Genomic DNA, 17,515 nt, shown 5'->3' with positions numbered 1-17,515 from the left:
CGGCACGGGGGAAAAACGGCGGCTCAAGGCACGTGCGCGGACCCTCCATGCAAGTTTGGTCGCGGGCGCGATCTGAAAGGTTCACCGGCTCCTTTGGGAGCCTGAAGTTTGAGGTATTAGAATGAGACGCAAGCCAAGCTGGGCTACCCTTGAAAAAGCTGCGCGGGAGCGCATCCTGATCATCGACGGCGCGATGGGGACCATGATCCAGCGGCACAAGCCGACGGAGGAAACCTACCGCGGCGCGCGCTTCAAGGATTGGAACCAGGACGTGAAGGGCAACAACGAGTTGTTGTCGCTAACCCAGCCCGACATGATCTATGGCATCCACGACGAGTATTTCGCTGCCGGTGCGGATATCGCCGAGACCAACACGTTTGGCGCGCAGGTTGTTTCGCAGGCCGACTACGGAATGCAGGCGCTCGCCTACGAGATGAACGTCGCGAGCGCCAAGCTGGCACGCAAAGCTGCGGATGCCTGGACGAAGAAGACACCCGAGAAACCACGCTTCGTGGCCGGCGCTGTCGGCCCGACCAACCGTACCGCCTCGATCTCCCCCGACGTCAACGATCCCGGTTTTCGAAACGTCAATTTTGATGAACTTCGCACAGCCTACAAAGAGCAGGTGAAAGGCCTCATCGAAGGCGGAGCCGATATCATTCTGATCGAAACGATCTTCGACACGCTCAATGCCAAGGCCGCTGGCTATGCAACGCTGGAAGCATTCGAGGAAGCCGATCTGGAGCTCCCGATCATGATTTCCGGCACAATTACCGATCGTTCGGGCCGCACGCTTTCGGGTCAAACGGCAGAGGCGTTCTGGTACTCGATGCGCCACTTGAAGCCGTTCTCGATCGGATTGAACTGTGCGTTGGGCGCGGAGCTTATGCGCCCCTATATCGCTGATCTTTCGCATGTCGCCGATGTGCGCATTTCGGCGTATCCGAATGCAGGTCTACCGAACGCCATGGGCGGCTATGACGAGACCGGCGATGAGATGGCATGCAAGGTCGAACCTTGGTTCGCAGACGGACTGATCAACATTGTCGGCGGCTGCTGCGGCACGACGCCAGACCATATTTCGCACATCGCAGAGCACGCCAAGAAGTTTAAGCCTCGCTCCATTCCTGAGATTGAGCCAAGGATGCGCCTCTCGGGTCTTGAGCCGTTTGTCCACGGCTAAGGTCTGAACCGCGGGCCTAGAACGGAAATCTCCATGGCGTGTTTCGAAGCGCGCAACGACCGCACCGCAAGAGCTATCACACTTCGATCGATTGACTGGAAAGCACATGACGACAGGAAATGCAGCGCAAATCTTCATCAACGTCGGTGAGCGCACGAACGTTACGGGCTCGGCAAAGTTCCGCAAATTGATCGAACAGAACGATTACGCGGCTGCCCTTGCGGTGGCCAGGCAGCAGGTCGAGGCGGGTGCGCAAATCATCGACATCAACATGGATGAAGGGCTGCTCGATAGCGAACGGGCTATGACCACGTTCGTGAACCTGATTGCGGCGGAGCCGGACATCGCCAAGGTGCCGATCATGATCGACTCTTCCAAATGGTCGGTTATCGAAGCGGGACTGAAGTGCGCCCAGGGCAAGGCCATCGTCAATTCCATTTCCATGAAGGAGGGTGAGGGCCCGTTTCTTGAGCAGGCGCGCAAAGTATTGCGCTACGGCGCAGCCGTCGTCGTCATGGCGTTCGACGAGCAAGGACAGGCTGATACGGCGGATCGTAAAGTCGAGATTTGCGAACGGGCTTACAAGCTGCTCACCGAGAAGGTCGGCTTTCCGCCGGAAGACATCATTTTCGACCCCAACATCTTTGCGGTGGCGACGGGGATCGAGGAGCATAACGAATACGGTATCGCCTTCATCGAGGCCGCGCGGCGGATCAAGGAGAAGATGCCGCTGGTGCACATCTCCGGCGGCGTCTCGAACCTGTCGTTCTCATTTCGCGGCAACGAGCCCGTGCGCGAAGCGATGCATTCGGTGTTCCTCTATCACGCCATCAAGGCGGGTATGGACATGGGTATCGTCAATGCAGGTCAGCTGGCGCTCTATGACGACATTCCCAAAGAGCTGCGCGAGCTTTGCGAGGATGTGATCTTGAACCGCCGTCCTGACGCGACGGATCGCTTGCTGGAAGCCGCGCCCCGCTTCAAGGGCGAAGGGGGCGCGAAAGCCAAAGAGAAGGATCTCTCGTGGCGCGAGAAATCGGTCGAAGAACGCCTGTCGCACGCTCTGGTCCACGGCATCACCGATTTCATTGAAGCCGACACGGAGGAAGCGCGGGCCAAGGCCGAAAAGCCGCTGCACGTCATCGAAGGCCCGCTGATGGCAGGTATGAACGTTGTGGGTGATCTATTTGGCGCCGGCAAAATGTTCCTGCCACAGGTTGTCAAGTCGGCGCGTGTGATGAAACAAGCGGTCGCGTATCTGCAACCCTACCTCGAAGCCGAAAAGAAAGCCTCCGGTCTCGATGCGATGCCGGCCGCGGGCAGGATCCTGATGGCGACGGTCAAGGGTGATGTGCACGATATCGGCAAAAATATCGTTGGCGTCGTTCTCCAATGTAATAATTACGAGGTGATCGACCTCGGTGTGATGGTTCCCGCCGCCAAGATTCTGGAGACGGCAAAGAAGGAGAAGGTCGATGTCATTGGGTTGTCGGGACTTATCACGCCGTCGCTCGATGAGATGTGCTTCGTTGCTGCCGAAATGGAACGCGAAGGGTTTGATTGTCCGCTGCTGATCGGCGGGGCGACCACGAGCAAAGTCCACACTGCGGTGAAGATTGCGCCCAACTACGAACGTGGGCAGGCCGTTTATGTCCTCGATGCATCGCGTGCCGTTGGCGTCGTCTCAAATCTCCTGTCGGAAGGTGAAAGCAAGGGGTTCGTTGCGAGCCTGAAGACGGACTACGCGAAGGTGCGCGATGCCCATATCGCAGGCGAGGCGCGTAAGCAGCGCATCACGCTCGCGCAGGCACGTGCCAACGCATTCAAGATTGACTGGAACAACTTTAGGCCCGTCAAGCCGACCTTCATGGGGCCGAGAGCGTTCAATAGCTACGATCTCGCAAAGCTGGTGCCCTACATTGATTGGACGCCATTTTTCCAGACCTGGGAGCTGTCGGGACGCTATCCGCAAATCCTCGCCGACAACAAGGTCGGAGCGGAAGCCAAAAAGCTGTTTGACGATGCGCAAGCGCTTCTGCGGCGCATGATTGCGGAGAAGTGGGTGACGGCATCGGGCGTGGTTGGGTTTTGGCCCGCCAATTCGGTAGGGGACGATATCGAGGTGTATTCGGGCGAGCCTCGCAAATACAAGGTCGCGACGCTGCATACTTTGCGCCAGCAAATCGCGCGCGATCCCACCCGTAACCGGGCGCACACCGCGCTTGCTGATTTCATCGCCCCCAAGGAGACCGGCCTTGCCGATTACATCGGCGGCTTTGCCGTCACCGCGGGGCTTGGCGAAGAAGAAGCAATTGAAAAGCATATAGCCAAAACTGACGACTACACGCGCATCATGGCTAAAGCGTTGTGTGATCGTCTGGCAGAAGCATTCGCAGAAGCAATGCATGAGAAAGTGCGCAAGGAGTTGTGGGGCTACGCAAAGGATGAAAACCTCACCGACGAGGATCTGATTTTGGAGAAATACTCCGGTATTCGTCCTGCCCCTGGCTATCCTGCGCAACCGGACCACACAGAAAAGAAGACACTGTGGACGTTGATGGATGTCGCCAATACAACCGGCATCGCGATGACCGAGAGCTTTGCCATGTGGCCGGGCGCTTCTGTTTCCGGCCTCTACTTCGCGCATCCTGACAGCCACTATTTTGGGGTGGGGAAGATCGAACGCGATCAGATAGAGGATTACGCGCAGCGCAAGAAATGGACACCTGAGGAAGCCGAGCGATGGCTCGCCCCTATCCTCAATTATGATCCCAGGCGGCGGGCCGATACCAAAGTCGCGTGATGTTTGGCGGGGGAGCCGAAATTGCCGGTGCCGACGTCCATGCGCTTGATTTTGTCAGCAGCCTACATAAGCGGTCTGTTTAAGGACCAAAGGCTCTGCTAAACGTTGCCCATGCCAGCGATCATATCTGTCAAAGACATCTCCAAGACCTATGCCTCGGGGTTCAGCGCGCTGCGCGGAATCAATCTCGAGATCAATGAAGGCGAAATTTTTGCCCTGCTGGGACCTAACGGTGCCGGCAAGACAACGCTCATCAATATCATTTGCGGGATAGTGAATGCGACCTCGGGCTCGGTTGCCGTTGCGGGTTACGACAACGTCAAAGAGTATCGCGCAACCCGTGGCGCCATCGGACTGGTGCCGCAAGAGCTGACGCTCGACATGTTTGAATCCGTGTGGACGACGGTGAACTTCAGCCGGGGTCTTTTCGGCAAGCCAAAAGACTACGCTCTTGTCGAGAAGATCCTTCGCCAGCTTTCGCTCTGGGACAAGAAGGACAGCCGCATCATGAGCCTGTCGGGCGGCATGAAGCGACGCCTCTTGATTGCAAAGGCGCTATCGCACGAACCGCGGATTCTATTTCTGGACGAGCCGACAGCTGGCGTCGATGTCGAACTGCGTCGTGGTATGTGGGACGTTATCAACGAGATGCGCGCGGCAGGTGTGACCGTCATTCTCACGACGCATTACATTGAGGAAGCCGAATTGATGGCCGACCGCGTAGGCGTCATCCTCAAGGGAGACATCATTCTTGTGGAACGTAAGGACGAGCTGATGCGCAAGCTCGGCCGTAAGATGCTCGTGCTAGAGCTACAGACACCGCTTGATGCCTTGCCTGGCGGCTTGGAAGCGCACCATCTCACGCTTTCTGATGACGGGGCGCGTTTGACCTACACCTTCGACGCGAAGGGAGAGCGCACTGGCATCACCAGTCTACTTAACGATTTGCGCGCTGCCGGGATTACCTTCTCCGACTTGCGGACTGAGCAGAGCTCGCTTGAGGATATCTTTGTGGATCTGGTCAAGAGGGCGGAGCAGTGAATATAGAAGCGGTAAAAGCGCTCTACGTTTTCGAGATGTCGCGCTGGAAGCGCACGCTCATGCAGAGCATTATCTCGCCGGTCCTTTCCACTGCTTTGTATTTCGTCGTGTTCGGTGCTGCTATTGGTTCGAGGATCTCGCAGGTGGACGGCATAAGCTATGGTGCGTTCATCGTGCCAGGCCTCATGATGATGCTCATCTTAACGCAGAGCACAGCCAACGCCTCTTTTGGAATCTACTTTCCCCGCTTCACAGGAACGATTTACGAGATCCTGTCCGCGCCAATCTCGCCCGTTGAGATCGTGCTTGGCTATGTGGGGGCCGCGACTACCAAATCGGTAATTCTTGCCCTCATCGTTCTCGTAACCGCGAGTTTATTCGTCGACGTTCGCATCGCACATCCGTTCTGGATGCTCGCGTTTCTTTTGCTGACGTCAGTTTCTTTCAGCCTGCTTGGATTCATCATCGGATTGTGGGCGGAAGGATTCGAAAAGCTGCAACTTATTCCGTTGCTCGTTATTACGCCCCTGTCCTTCCTGGGCGGTACGTTCTACTCGCTGAACATGCTGCCACCTTTCTGGAAGGCGGTGACACTTCTTAACCCCATGGTCTATTTGATCAGCGGCTTTCGCTGGAGTTTCTACGAGATCTCAGATGTCGGCGTGGAGCTGAGCCTGATGATGACGTTCCTTTTTCTCATCATCTGCCTTGCCGTGATTTGGTATATATTTAAGACCGGATACCGTTTGAAGACATGACGGTGTGCGTGTTTTGGGGTTGTCAGAGAGTCGTGCTATTGGTCCGCGCTGGAGGCGCCTTGACTGCTGGTGGGTGAGTGGGGGATGGGCGCGAGTCAGGGGGACCAATGCTCAGCAATATCTTTCTCATCGTGCTGCAATTCGCCGGAGCGTATCTTCTCGCGCCGTCTGTTTTGCAATTCATTCCAGTAACCGGCGACCTTCGCTTCTTCGTGCACGCCGGCGCCTATGCGCTGATCGTCTGGATCATCGGACTGGCCGCATCGTTTGTTTTGAAGGATGTGCCTCAGCGCTCTGGAAGCTCCTTTGCGGCGTCCTTGCTTTTCGCGATGATTGGTGCGGCTTTGGTTATATTTACACCAAATCTCATCGACGCCATCCCGCTTAAGTTTCCGAATCTCTACGTGCCTTTGATCCTGGCGATCGTGGGCTATTTCATGCGTCGCTAGCTTAACGGGCAGTCAAAACGCGAAAGGCGCGATGGGAACGGCCATCGCGCCTTTCTTAATTCTTTACTGGATCAAGAACCCGCCTTGGCTCTTCGGTCTCGTCGCCTACAGCTGCGACAACCGACAAACCTTCATGATCGATGGGAAACGCGCCCTCCGCGTCTTCAAAACATCCCGAAAACGACAGCGGCCACGAATCCAAACGACAAGAAGGCTGCCAGCACATTCAGTCTCATTCTGAGTTCCATCGACGTCTCCTAAGAGAGGTTTCAGGTCGCGCGCCGCTTGCGACAGCGGAGCGATCGAGACGCTAGATGCGACTTAGGGTGGATGCCAAGCAAAAAATGTATTGCGCTGCCGCGCCGCTGCCACACGTCCGCGTCTATAGGGCGCATTGCAGATCTGCCACGCGATCAGCGGAGGTTGTCCAGCCGGACAGGGCATGGGAAGTTTTGCTATTCACGCGGTTTCGCAAGTCCCGGCTTTTGCTTGGATAGGTAGTTTGGGATTCGGGTGTGCGTCTATGCAACGTAGGCGTTGCTCAGATGACGGTAGCAACCTCGTGCGCCGCACAATAAAAAAATGTCGATCATCTGAGGGAACAAATTCGAATGACCCAGTTCAAGGCTCTCATCGTTGAGAAGGCAGCTAAAGGTCTGGCTGCGAATTTCAAGACTCTGGACGACAACGACCTGATGGAGGGCGATGTCGACGTGCGCGTCACCCACTCGACGGTGAACTACAAAGATGGGTTGGTCCTGTCGGGCCGCATTCCGCCCAAACGTCTGCCGATGATCGCGGGCATCGATTTTGCCGGAGTTGTGACGGCCTCGACCAATCCGCGATTTAAGCCCGGCGATGAGGTTATCTTGAACGGCTATGGCACCTCCGAACGCCATCATGGTGGATACGCGGAACGTGCGCGGGTGCCGGGCGACTGGCTGGTCAAGCGTCCCGAAGCGTTCAGCCCGGCTCAGGCCATGGCGATTGGCACGGCAGGCTACACAGCAATGCTGTGCGTTCTCGCGCTTCAAGACCACGGCGTGACGCCAGACAAAGGTCCGGTGGCTGTTTCAGGCGCAGCTGGTGGCGTCGGCTCCATTGCCGTCTCGGTGCTTTCAAAACTGGGCTACCACGTCATCGCATCGACCGGCCGGCGAGAGGAGGATGCCTACCTGAAATCGCTCGGTGCCTCCGAGATAATTGACCGTGCAGAACTGTCGGGTGCTGCTCAAGCCTTCAGCAAGGAACGCTGGGCGGGAGCGATCGACGTCGCGGGATCGACAACTCTGGTCAACCTCATCGCCGCCACGAAGTATTCTGGTTGTGTTGCTGCGACGGGCCTGGCGCAAGGCACAGATCTGCCCGGCAGTGTCCTGCCTTTCATCATTCGCGGAGTTACGCTTGCTGGTATCGACAGCGTTATGGCGCCGATGGCGAAGCGGGAACGAGCATGGAGCCGGTTGGCGCAAGATCTCGACCCGGCCAAACTCGCCGAGGTAACAACCACACATGCCTTCGAGGAAGTCCCCCAGCTGGCTGAGGACATTCTCCAGGGCAAGATCCGCGGCCGCATCGTGATCGAGATCGGCTAAGGGAGGGTCTGGATCGGGCACGGGACAAGCGAGAGAGCTAAAGGCGCTTTCGTAGAAGAACCTCGGCGATACCATCCCGAACGAGATCGTCGAGGACGCCCACGTGCGCAAAGCCGTGTCGGGAATAGAAGCGTTGTGCGCCTTCGTTGAAGTCGGACGCGGCGACCCACAGGTTCCGGCTCCCGGCCTCCCGTGCATCCTGCTCCAGCTTCTTTAGTATCTCGCCTCCAATCCCGATGGTCTGAAACTCAGGCAGCACTCCGAGGAACTGTATGTAAGGTCCCCGAAGCCAGTTGAGGCGTAATCCCACTGCGCCCGCAAGTCGATTTTGAGCGTAGATCGCGTAGCGCGGTGCTCCCAGCTCTTGGCCTGCGAGGTAGGCTTCAAGCGTGGGGGCAGGAAACGGATAGCGCGACCACGGCTCCATGTGCGCGAAGGCGATGCTGAGGGCCTTCGCCTCCTGCAGTGTGCAGGCCGAGACGCTGAGAGCCGGGCCTATGACGACAGGCTCAGTTGGGCTGTTGAGGAACCGGCTTGACATAGTTGCGAGTTCCTTTTCGCGCGGGCTTCACAACCGTCGATCCCCACGTCGCGCCAGTAGACTGAGCCGAGGTCTTGGCGTTTCCACCCAGCAAACTGGTGAAGTGATCGTAGCGGTCGCTATCGCCAGGACGGTTGTCGTAACAGGTGGGGGCAATGACCGGTTTGCCTGAAGCCAGCAGCTCCGAGACGGTGACGAAGGTGTAGCCTTCCTTTTTCAGCGCGGCGATGGCGAGCGGTAAAGCGTCGGGTGTGTGCCAGCCGCGACCGTTTGCATGGCCGATCAGGATTGAACCGGGTTTGACGCGCTTGACGGCAGTGCGCACAATCGCGGCTGCGCTCGTGCCGGGTGAAGGATCGCCAGTCGATACATCCCATTGGATGGCAAGGAGACCTGAGTCGTTCACAGCGTTGAGGCTTTGTGGATTGCACGCGCCATAGGGGAACCGAAACAGTGACAGGCGCTGTGGTATGCTTTGAATTGCATCGGGCATACTCGCCAGGCACTGCTTCTCACTCAAATTCTTGCGAATGTTCTCCCACGCTCGCTCCGGCCCGAGGATTTCTTCGGTCAAAGCTTCGCCGTTGAGTAGGCGCAGGTTGCGGTGGGCTTCGGAGTGATTTGCAACTTCAAACAACGGATCGGACATGAGCTGCTGCGTCCGCTCTATGTGCGAACGCATCCATTTGCCGCCAGCAAACAAGGTCGCCTTGACGTTTTCTTTGCGCAGGGTGTCAATGATGCGCCCTTCGTAACCAGCGATCTCGTGGCTGAGTTCGCAAAGGTCGAAGGTTAGCGCGACGAGCTTCTTTCCGAGAGGAAGGTCGACGCGGCGGATCGATCCGCGCAGTTCTTGCGGTACCGGAGCAGCCGGGAAGACTGCGGTACGCGGTGGCGGATTTGAGAAGCGATGATCGCCTTTCTGGATGCGCTCTTCGCCGGGCACAGCGCTGAGTGCCGATGGCGCAAAGCATGCATTCTGGATTTCGAGCCGTTGGTTCGGTTGCGCAGGATCGGCCCGAACCGGTAACACGAGGCCACCGCTCGCCAGGGCACACCCCGCAAACAGTAACCGGAAGTGGAGCGTGCGCCTTTGCCGGATGAAGCGACTTAAGTTTTGGCAAGCCACGGGCGGCCTACTTTCCTTTGAACTGAGGTTTGCGCTTCTCCAGGAAGGCGCGGCGGCCTTCGGCATAGTCCTCGCTTGCGAAGCACTTGGCGATGGCCGCGTCGAGCGCTGCCATGTCCGGTGTTTCGGGATGACGGTCGATCTCATCAATGACGCGTTTTGCGGCCATCACCGACAGCGGTGCGTTGGCAGCAATCTCGCTCGCGAGTTGCCGGGTAGCGACATCGAGGTCGTTGGCCGCGACGAGGCGGGAGATGAGACCAATAGCAAGCGCTTCGCTGGCGCTGTAACGCCGGCCCGTAAACAGCAGTTCCTTGGCACGGAAGGCCGGGATGGCCGCAAGGATAGGGCGCACCCAGCGTGCATTATAGCCAATGCCGAGCTTGGCAGCGGGAATTGCGAACTGGCTCACGTCGTCGGCAACGCGCATGTCGCAGCACAAAGCTAGCCCAAGTCCACCGCCGAGACAAAAGCCATGGATCATCGCGATGGTTGGCTTCGGGCAGCCGATGATCGCATTGAAAGCGGCGTCGTTGAGGGCGTCGTAGGTTTTAGCCGCATCGCCCGTTCGGGCACTATCAAACTCGGAAATATCCGCCCCCGCCGAGAACGCCTTTTCGCCCGCACCGCGCATCACGACAACCCGAACCTCGGGGTCGGCAACGGCGGTCGCGATGTGCTGGGGGATCGCAGCCCACATCGCCGCCGTATAGGCATTCATACGGGCCGGGTTGTCGGCGATGATGAAGGCGAGCGGCCCTTCCTTGACGTAGCGTAGGGCAGGGGTGGCGGCGGTCGTGCTTGCGGTCGTCAAGTTGGCATCCTCAAGGCGTGGAAACTGGGGTCGCCGGCCATTTACCGGCCTTGAAGCCGTTGGCGCAACGCGCCATTTCGACTGACAGAACTGCTTTGGCATGAATTATATGCGGTGCAACAGGTGTCCTCGTACGGGCGAACTTGCTATACTGGTATTAGGAACCTGTGTGTTAAGCGATTGGCGGATGCCAAGGCCTTTCAGGGTTCAGTGCGTTTAACCCATGAACTGTGCCGGCCCAAAGCAGGCACGCAGGCTGTGGCCGTTCGAAGGATTTGACGTCTGTGAGTAAGCGATCGCCGGCCCATGGTCCGCTCCATGGCAAAGTTAATGGCAACGTTCAAAGCCTGGATCCGATCTGGGCGGAGATACGTCAGGAGGCGAGCAACGCCATGGCGGCGGAGCCCGCGCTCGTCAGCTTCATCTTCGCGACCGTGCTCAGTCACAACAAACTGGAAGATTCCATCTGCCACCGTCTGGCGCAGCGCCTCAATCACACCGATGTTGATGCGGGCCTGATTGCCCAGACGTTCCAGACGGTGCTTGAGACCGAGCCGGAAATTGGGGCGACCATGCGGGCCGATTTGGCGGCCGTCTACGACCGCGATCCTGCCTGCACGCGCTATCTGGACCCAATCCTCTATTTTAAGGGGTTCCACGCTCTCGTGACGCATCGCTTCGCCCACGAGTTGTGGAAGAGCGGCCGGTACGACTTCTCCTATTACCTGCAAAGCCAATCGTCGCGCATCTTTGGCGTCGACATTCACCCGGCTGCGCGCTTTGGCAAGGGTATCATGCTTGACCATGCGACTGGGCTTGTCGTTGGTGAGACGGCGGTGGTCGGTGACAATTGCTCGTTCTTGCACGCGGTAACGCTGGGCGGCAGCGGCAAAGAGACAGGTGACCGCCATCCCAAGATCGGCAACAACGTGATGATCGGCGCAGGCGCCAAGGTTCTCGGCAACATCAAAGTGGGTAACTGCTCGCGCATTGCGGCTGGCTCCGTGGTGCTTGCCGATGTGCCTGCGAACACGACCGTGGCCGGCGTGCCCGCTCGCATCGTCGGTACGGCGGGATGTCCAGAGCCTGCGCGTAACATGGCTCAAACCTGGGTCGATGACTTCGGCGGGCTGTAGCCCCCGTTTCCTGTCGGCATTCCAGACAATTCAAACGCCTGAAAACGGAGAGATAACCGTGAAGAAAGACGAACTTGCTCGGCTGCAAACCTACTTGCGGAAGACCTTTGGAGCCACGACCCTCGAGGTGAAGGCCCAGCCCAAGAAGGATGACATGGCGGAAGTCTTCATCAATGGGGAGTTCGTGGCCGCCCTGTACCGCGAGGTCGAGGATGGCGAGACCTCTTATCAGCTCCAGATGGCGATCCTCGACATGGATCTGGAAGGCGTCTGAGACAGCGCCCGAGATCCAATGCGAGGAAGTGCGTAATGACACTATATGACTTGGGAGGCGTAAGCCCGACATTGCCGGAGGAGGGCCGCTACTGGGTGGCTCCCAACGCTGTCGTGCTCGGTAACGTCACGTTGGAGGACGAGGCCAGCGTCTGGTTTGGCGCGGTCTTGCGTGGAGACAACGAGCCGATCCGGATTGGGGAGCGTTCCAACATCCAGGATGGCTGCGTACTCCACACGGATCCGGGATTTCCCCTCCAGATTGGATCCGACTGCACCGTCGGCCACATGGTCATGCTGCACGGTTGCACGATTGGACGGGCAAGCCTCATCGGGATCGGCTCCGTTATTCTCAACGGAGCCCAGATCGGTGAGGAGTGCGTCATCGGCGCAAACACCCTCATTCCGGAAGGCAAGGTCATTCCTCCCCGATCGATGGTCATCGGATCACCTGGTAAGATCGTGCGAACATTGACCGATGATGAAGCTCAGCGCTTTTCCTCTGGCGCCGCCCGTTATGTCTCCAACTGGAAACGCTACGCTGCTAGCTTCAAACCTTCGGCATCCTGACAACGCCACCCCTCGCCGACATCCTGATCTCGCTCGAATTCCGGCCACGCATGAGTTTAGCCATGCATGGGCAGACTGGCGATGCGCTTGAAGCGACCCCAAAAAACAGTCCGGGCCGGACGCGGGGGGGAGGGCGTCCGGCCCGGAAACAGGCCCGGGAGGGGTTGGGGGGATTGCAGGGTGAGACCCAGGGCCTGGTTCAGTTGTGATCCATCTCGAACGGTTCAGGATTTGCCTGGACACCAGCAACCGCAGCCGATTGCGAAGCATCAGACGGATCCAGAGACACCCACACGCGCGGATTGATGTAGGACTGGCGCATGACGTAGTGATACGGCGTCTGCGTCCACAACTTCACTTCCTCGTTCTTGTTATCGAGGACGAAGTCGCCTTGCGTCGTGCGGGCGGTGAGGATGGCGTGACCTTCATTCTTCTCATCGCGCACGACCGTCATAAGAAGTGCGCCCGCAGGCCAGCCGCGATCCATGAGCATCCGCCGCTTCAAAAGCGCGAAGTCCTCACAGTCACCTCTAGTGGTGGGAATGGTCCACAGCTCGTTGACGCCGTAGATTTCCATGTCGGTCGCCGGCTCGATCGTCTTATTGACGAGGCGGTTGACCTGATCCAGTTCGCTCAGCCGCTCCGGCGTCGCCTCATAGCGAACGTCATTTGGAGAACCCGCCTGAATACATTCGTCTGGATGCCCATCACAGAAACGAACGAAGCCATATGGCGGCGATGCATTCCCGTAGATACGCATGAAGGCCGGAGACCGCTTTGACGAAAGGGTTTTGTAACCATCCGCCACCGCGGGGGAACCCCCAGCGAACGCCATTGCACTCAACGCTATTACAACGCTTACGCGACCGTACATCATGTTACGCCCTCGGATACGGTATGCGACTTTACACCACGCAGTTCGATTTAGCCTCAACAACTGAACCCGCATTTGAACTAACCTTAGTTCAAATTTTAATTGCCCTAATTGGGCGAGATGGCGGGGAATTCTTGGCATCGCTTCTTAGACAACAGGATTGTCCAACCACGGCTCATAGAAGACTTCGCCGCAGAACCTCGATGTCGTGCATCTCCTCGAATTGAAGCCCCAAGCCCTGGTCATGGTGCCGACGCACCACAGCCCTGAAATCTCCAAGCATCACTGTTGAGCCGATCGGCGGGCGGGCGCCCGTGCCGACAGACGCGCCAGATACGGATATGTCGAGCACATCCACATCAACGGTGATGTTCTCATTGGTGCGCAAACGCGCCTTGCGTCCGCCGGTTCCAAAGCGCTCGTGAGCGCGGCCAGCAACGTCGGGATAGGCGTCCCGGTTTATGAGCCAAGTAATCTGTGCAGCGAGCTTTTCGCGCTTGTGGGGGGAGACCTTGAACTGAACGGCAAAGCCATCGCGATAGACGCGAGTGACCACGGCTTCCAATCCGCCCAAGTGGTCGAAATAGGCGATGATGCGCTCGTTCATCTCAACGGGGACGTTGCAGGCGAGGCCAGCGCCGCCGACGGAGATGTCTTTTACCTGGCAGTTATATTCCTGACGATCCTCGCGCATGAAGCGGCCGTTCAGGACAACGGGCACGCGTCTGTGGCGGCGTAAATCAGGAACGATGCGCGGGTTGCCCGGCTGGCGACCGGCTGCGCGGGGTTCTTGTGTTATTAAAGACATAAACAATTCCGCCACTGGGTTCCTGAAGGCTCTCGGATCAGAAATTCGGGAGTCGAGCCTTCAAAAACGAGTATGGCGGGCAGGATCTTAACGAACGGCTAAACGCCGCCTCGTTTTTGAAAAGAGTGCCGAATGCTGCTTACAACTCCGCAAACGGAAGCGGGTACTTCAACCGCCGTCTAGAGGTCGTCCTCGCGCTGATCGGAGAGGCCGCCGTCGTAGACTCGGAACTGGCGGCGGTCGACGCGCACAAGACGGGCGTTGCGCACATGAGGCATGAACGGTGACTGACGTGCCATGGCGTCGATAACGGCGTGAGGGCGGCCGTCCGGCCAGATCAGTTTGTTGGCAATGAGTTTGCGGGTGGTGATGGGTTCGCTGCCCAGCCAATCCGGCGGATCGATCGGCGCAATGGACCCCAGATATCTGTCGATGACGTCGCGTGTATGCATCAAGGGCGTGACGACGATCTCAAAGCCGGTGGTTCTTCCGCTGTCCGTGCTGCCGGCAATTTCCATCACCCCTACGGCACCCTGGCGGGCGATAACGGAGAACTCCCGCTGCATGGTGATCTTGTCTTCCAAATTGAACAAGTCGAAGACGTTAATTCCGCGGAACTCGGTCGCAAAGGCCTCGCAAATCCTGGTTCCCGCCAGCCGGAACCGGACCGTCTCGGGATTGATACGTTCCATAATGAAGGTGTCGGGGAGGATCTTGGCGAGTTGGGACGGCTCTATCTCGAAGCGCTTGGGCGCGAGGCGATCGCCCCGCATAGCGTTCCAATAACCATAGAGCTGATGAGAGACCGCTTCTTTCATTTTACACGCACGCCGGATTGTTATTTGTTCGTCGGCGAAACTCCCTTTCGTGTGTCAATGAGGGACACTTGGGGACACCGCCTGCTCTTGTTCCAGATCAAAGAGCATCGATCGTGCCAATCCGCCTGGACGGGAAACCAAGCTCTCGGCGGAGCCAATGGTCCTGCTGGCAGGGTCGGGACACTGGCGTGATCCTCGCGTGGCTCAGGGGGGCAGATTTGAAACCAAGAGCGAGGAACGAAATCCGTGTCGCAACGCCAGCCCATCTTTAACGTGCCTTTCGCTGTTGTCGTTCTGCTCGGCATCATGATTGCGGTGCATCTGGCGCGGCTCAGCCTTAACGAAGATGATGCGCTGTGGTGGCTGGTGGCGCTCGCATTCATTCCAGCGCGCTATTCAGGCCTCGCGAACGAAATTCCCGGAGGCGACGTCGCGTCGGTCACGTCCTTCGTTAGCCATATGTTTGTTCATGCAGACAAGGTGCACTTAGGAATTAACGGTGCGTGGCTTCTGGCTTTCGGATCGGTGATCTGTCGCCGGATCGGAGGGTGGCGGTTCGTCATCTTCACGCTTTGCTGCGGATTTGCCGGGGCGCTTTTATTTCTCGCGCTGCACGTCGGCCTCATGGCGCCTGTGATTGGGGCTTCCGGGGCGATTGCAGGGCTCATGGGCGCGGTGATGCGCTTTTTGTTTCCCGCTCTCGACAGCAGGGAGGGTTGGCTTTTGAGCAAAAATCCTGCTGCCATCCCGCTGATGCCGCTCGGCGCGACCTTGCGCGACCGCCGTGCAATCGCAGCGACGACAGCCTTCGTTGCCCTCAACCTGCTAGCCATGATCGGCTTTGGTTCGTTCTCAAGTGTCGGAACGATTGCGTGGGAAGCGCATTTGGGCGGCTATTTTTTTGGTCTATTGACCTTTGGTTGGTTTGATATTGCGCCGCAGCGAGGTTCACCAACGCATGCGGAGTATCCGACAAACGTCGCATAAATTGGCTTGCTCCCATGTAATTTTTACAGCACCATTATTACGCAACCGGATCACAAAGAGTCCGGAGCACGGGGTACCGATGACTTAAGTCGCGCGTCGATAGAATCGACGACATGGAGGCGCTGTTGATCATTGCAAACATTTTAAAGGTAAAGGGGCGCAACGTGGCGACGGCGCGCCCGGAGGAGACGGTTCAGGAAATCGCCAATCGTCTTGCTCAAAAGAAGATCGGTGCGATCGTCATCGTGGGTGGTGGCGGCGCGGTCGCGGGAATTATTTCCGAACGCGATCTCATCCGCGTCATCGCTCAGAAAGGCGTAGACGCGTTGACGGTGCCGGTTTCCGAAGTGATGACGCGCAATGTTATTGTATGCGGCGAGACAACGCCGGTCGATGAGATCATGGAAATGATGACTAATGGTCGTTTCCGCCATCTTCCCGTCGTGGAGGACGGTCGGCTCATCGGCATTGTTTCAATCGGCGATATCGTGAAGCATCACATCGCTGAAGTGGAACTTGAAGTGTCGGCAATGCGCGGTTACTTCGCTACAGGCTGACCGCTCGCGGTAAGAACAGGGCGCTGGGCTGTGTTGACAGCCCCGCGCCGGTTGCTGCGCGCTTCAACTTCGCGCACGATGTCCTCGATCTGACGCGCCGCCGCGACTTGGCCGCACTCGATCAGATCGTTTGCCCGGTGAAAATCAAACAGTCCGAAATCCTGAAGGCGCGGTGAGATCATGGCGTCGGGCGGATCGCCAGCAAGGCGCGATCGCGCGATGCGATCCTGCACGATGTTGAATGCATCGACCATGACGGTGGAAATGCCCGGAGCGCCGTCGCCTCTGCCAAGAATCTGGCGCTGTAGAAGCGCTTTCATGCCCCGCGCAGGCGTGGTTGTTGTTTCGATTGCATCAAGCCCGGCTTCTTCGTCTGAACCGTAGTCGACTTCTCCCGAATGCAGAACGCTGCCTCTGCCGAGAATATCGAAGTTCAAATTTACCGCGATGACGTAGCGCGCACCCAATGCCCGGCAGACTGAAACCGGAATCGGATTGACGAGCGCGCCGTCAAACAACCAGCGGCCGTTGATGCGCACGGGCTTGAAAATGCCAGGAAGCGCGTAGGAGGCGCGCACAGCCTCGACCAGCTTGCCACGCGAGAGCCAGTGCTCGTGCCCAGTGCCGATTTCGGTCGCAACGGCTGTGAAGCGCGTCTCCAACTCTTCGATGCGACGATCGCCGAGGTGGCGATCAAGCCGATCGCACAGACGTTGCCCGCCAATCAGGCCGTTACCTGCGAGGTTGAAATCGAGATAGCCGAAGATGCGGCGCGGCGTGAGTTCGCGCGCGAAACCTTCCAGATCTTCCAAGTGCCCGGCAGCAAAACAACCTCCGACCACCGCGCCGATTGATGTGCCTGCGATGATGTCTGGCTTGATCCCGGCTTGCGACAAGGCCTTGAGTACACCGATATGCGCCCAACCTCGTGCAGCGCCGCCACCAAGTGCCAAGCCAATCTTCAAACCGGCCATTGCTTCTTCCACTCCTTGGCTCTTGAGCATGTCTTGCCTGCAACTCAGGATGCGCAGGGACCATGCCATGCCTCGGTGCCGCCAACGGCAAGGGGCTCACAACAGAATTAAGACCATAATACGAATCGCGTTAAGGCCAGACTACCGTAAAGAAGCTACCGATAGTTAAGACATGGGTGAAGACGGCGTGTTTCAGTAGGGTTTA

General features: G+C 58.0%; 16 protein-coding genes and 2 pseudogenes. 11 read left to right on the top strand and 7 right to left on the bottom strand.

Annotation, left to right across the window (positions count from 1 at the left end):
* The first annotated feature begins 121 nt into the window (after nucleotides 1-121).
* From R3D51_18305 to R3D51_18280, 6 genes and pseudogenes are all read left to right on the top strand, one after another.
* A pseudogene (locus R3D51_18305) lies at nucleotides 122-1,174 on the top strand (homocysteine S-methyltransferase family protein).
* A 73-nt stretch (nucleotides 1,175-1,247) separates the two neighbouring features.
* Nucleotides 1,248-3,986 (top strand): annotated as a pseudogene (gene metH / locus R3D51_18300) (methionine synthase).
* A 111-nt stretch (nucleotides 3,987-4,097) separates the two neighbouring features.
* Nucleotides 4,098-5,027: an ABC transporter ATP-binding protein gene (locus R3D51_18295; GenBank protein ID MEZ5901435.1), complete on the top strand. Its 930-nt coding sequence runs from the start codon at nucleotides 4,098-4,100 to the stop codon at nucleotides 5,025-5,027.
* Nucleotides 5,024-5,785, top strand: a complete 762-nt coding sequence (locus tag R3D51_18290) for an ABC transporter permease (protein MEZ5901434.1) — start codon at nucleotides 5,024-5,026, stop codon at nucleotides 5,783-5,785. Before R3D51_18295 ends, R3D51_18290 begins: the two co-directional genes overlap by 4 nt.
* A gap of 107 nt (nucleotides 5,786-5,892) precedes the next feature.
* Nucleotides 5,893-6,234, top strand: coding sequence for a hypothetical protein (locus R3D51_18285; protein MEZ5901433.1), 342 nt, complete (start codon nucleotides 5,893-5,895; stop codon nucleotides 6,232-6,234).
* A 611-nt stretch (nucleotides 6,235-6,845) separates the two neighbouring features.
* Nucleotides 6,846-7,829 (top strand): MDR family oxidoreductase, encoded by a 984-nt coding sequence (locus R3D51_18280; protein MEZ5901432.1) that lies wholly within the window; start codon nucleotides 6,846-6,848, stop codon nucleotides 7,827-7,829.
* A 37-nt stretch (nucleotides 7,830-7,866) separates the two neighbouring features.
* Here the strand turns inward: R3D51_18280 and R3D51_18275 are convergent, their stop codons facing one another.
* The 3 genes from R3D51_18275 to R3D51_18265 all read right to left on the bottom strand — a co-directional run bounded on the left by R3D51_18275 (nucleotide 7,867) and on the right by R3D51_18265 (nucleotide 10,313).
* The gene (locus R3D51_18275) at nucleotides 7,867-8,370 is read right to left on the bottom strand and encodes a GNAT family N-acetyltransferase (protein MEZ5901431.1); all 504 of its coding nucleotides are present in this window, start codon (nucleotides 8,368-8,370) and stop codon (nucleotides 7,867-7,869) included.
* Complete coding sequence (locus R3D51_18270) at nucleotides 8,339-9,403, bottom strand: polysaccharide deacetylase family protein (GenBank protein ID MEZ5901430.1); 1,065 nt, start codon at nucleotides 9,401-9,403, stop codon at nucleotides 8,339-8,341. The genes R3D51_18275 and R3D51_18270 overlap by 32 nt, the downstream gene beginning before the upstream one ends.
* Before the next feature lie 103 nt (nucleotides 9,404-9,506).
* Nucleotides 9,507-10,313, bottom strand: a complete 807-nt coding sequence (locus R3D51_18265) for an enoyl-CoA hydratase (GenBank protein ID MEZ5901429.1) — start codon at nucleotides 10,311-10,313, stop codon at nucleotides 9,507-9,509.
* A gap of 284 nt (nucleotides 10,314-10,597) precedes the next feature.
* On the opposite strand from R3D51_18265, the gene cysE reads away from it, so the two are divergent.
* The 3 genes from cysE to R3D51_18250 are packed head-to-tail and all read left to right on the top strand — an operon-like array spanning nucleotide 10,598 to nucleotide 12,292.
* Nucleotides 10,598-11,449 carry a serine O-acetyltransferase gene (gene cysE, locus R3D51_18260; GenBank protein ID MEZ5901428.1) on the top strand — a complete coding sequence of 284 codons (852 nt, stop codon included), beginning with the start codon at nucleotides 10,598-10,600 and terminating at the stop codon, nucleotides 11,447-11,449.
* Nucleotides 11,450-11,507: 58 nt separating this feature from the next.
* Nucleotides 11,508-11,723 carry a DUF3126 family protein gene (locus R3D51_18255; protein ID MEZ5901427.1) on the top strand — a complete coding sequence of 72 codons (216 nt, stop codon included), beginning with the start codon at nucleotides 11,508-11,510 and terminating at the stop codon, nucleotides 11,721-11,723.
* 35 nt (nucleotides 11,724-11,758) lie between these two features.
* Entirely contained in the window at nucleotides 11,759-12,292 is a 534-nt protein-coding gene (locus R3D51_18250) for a gamma carbonic anhydrase family protein (protein ID MEZ5901426.1), read from the top strand.
* A gap of 199 nt (nucleotides 12,293-12,491) precedes the next feature.
* Here the strand turns inward: R3D51_18250 and R3D51_18245 are convergent, their stop codons facing one another.
* The 3 genes from R3D51_18245 to R3D51_18235 form a co-directional block, all read right to left on the bottom strand.
* Nucleotides 12,492-13,052 (bottom strand): transglutaminase-like cysteine peptidase, encoded by a 561-nt coding sequence (locus tag R3D51_18245; GenBank protein ID MEZ5901425.1) that lies wholly within the window; start codon nucleotides 13,050-13,052, stop codon nucleotides 12,492-12,494.
* 289 nt (nucleotides 13,053-13,341) lie between these two features.
* The gene (locus R3D51_18240) at nucleotides 13,342-13,974 is read right to left on the bottom strand and encodes a PilZ domain-containing protein (GenBank protein ID MEZ5901424.1); all 633 of its coding nucleotides are present in this window, start codon (nucleotides 13,972-13,974) and stop codon (nucleotides 13,342-13,344) included.
* Nucleotides 13,975-14,153: 179 nt separating this feature from the next.
* Nucleotides 14,154-14,792 (bottom strand): PAS domain-containing protein, encoded by a 639-nt coding sequence (locus tag R3D51_18235; GenBank protein ID MEZ5901423.1) that lies wholly within the window; start codon nucleotides 14,790-14,792, stop codon nucleotides 14,154-14,156.
* Nucleotides 14,793-15,038: 246 nt separating this feature from the next.
* On the opposite strand from R3D51_18235, the gene R3D51_18230 reads away from it, so the two are divergent.
* Nucleotides 15,039-15,779 carry a rhomboid family intramembrane serine protease gene (locus tag R3D51_18230; GenBank protein ID MEZ5901422.1) on the top strand — a complete coding sequence of 247 codons (741 nt, stop codon included), beginning with the start codon at nucleotides 15,039-15,041 and terminating at the stop codon, nucleotides 15,777-15,779.
* A gap of 125 nt (nucleotides 15,780-15,904) precedes the next feature.
* Nucleotides 15,905-16,336: a CBS domain-containing protein gene (locus R3D51_18225; GenBank protein ID MEZ5901421.1), complete on the top strand. Its 432-nt coding sequence runs from the start codon at nucleotides 15,905-15,907 to the stop codon at nucleotides 16,334-16,336.
* On the opposite strand, the gene R3D51_18220 is transcribed toward R3D51_18225, so the two are convergent.
* The gene (locus R3D51_18220) at nucleotides 16,318-17,310 is read right to left on the bottom strand and encodes a patatin-like phospholipase family protein (GenBank protein MEZ5901420.1); all 993 of its coding nucleotides are present in this window, start codon (nucleotides 17,308-17,310) and stop codon (nucleotides 16,318-16,320) included. The two genes, R3D51_18225 and R3D51_18220, sit on opposite strands and share 19 nt — an antisense overlap.
* Nucleotides 17,311-17,515 lie beyond the last annotated feature (205 nt).

The organism is Hyphomicrobiaceae bacterium, assembly GCA_041397645.1.
Taxonomy (GTDB): domain Bacteria; phylum Pseudomonadota; class Alphaproteobacteria; order Rhizobiales; family Hyphomicrobiaceae; genus Hyphomicrobium_B.
This window is presented reverse-complemented; position numbering and strand designations above follow the sequence as displayed.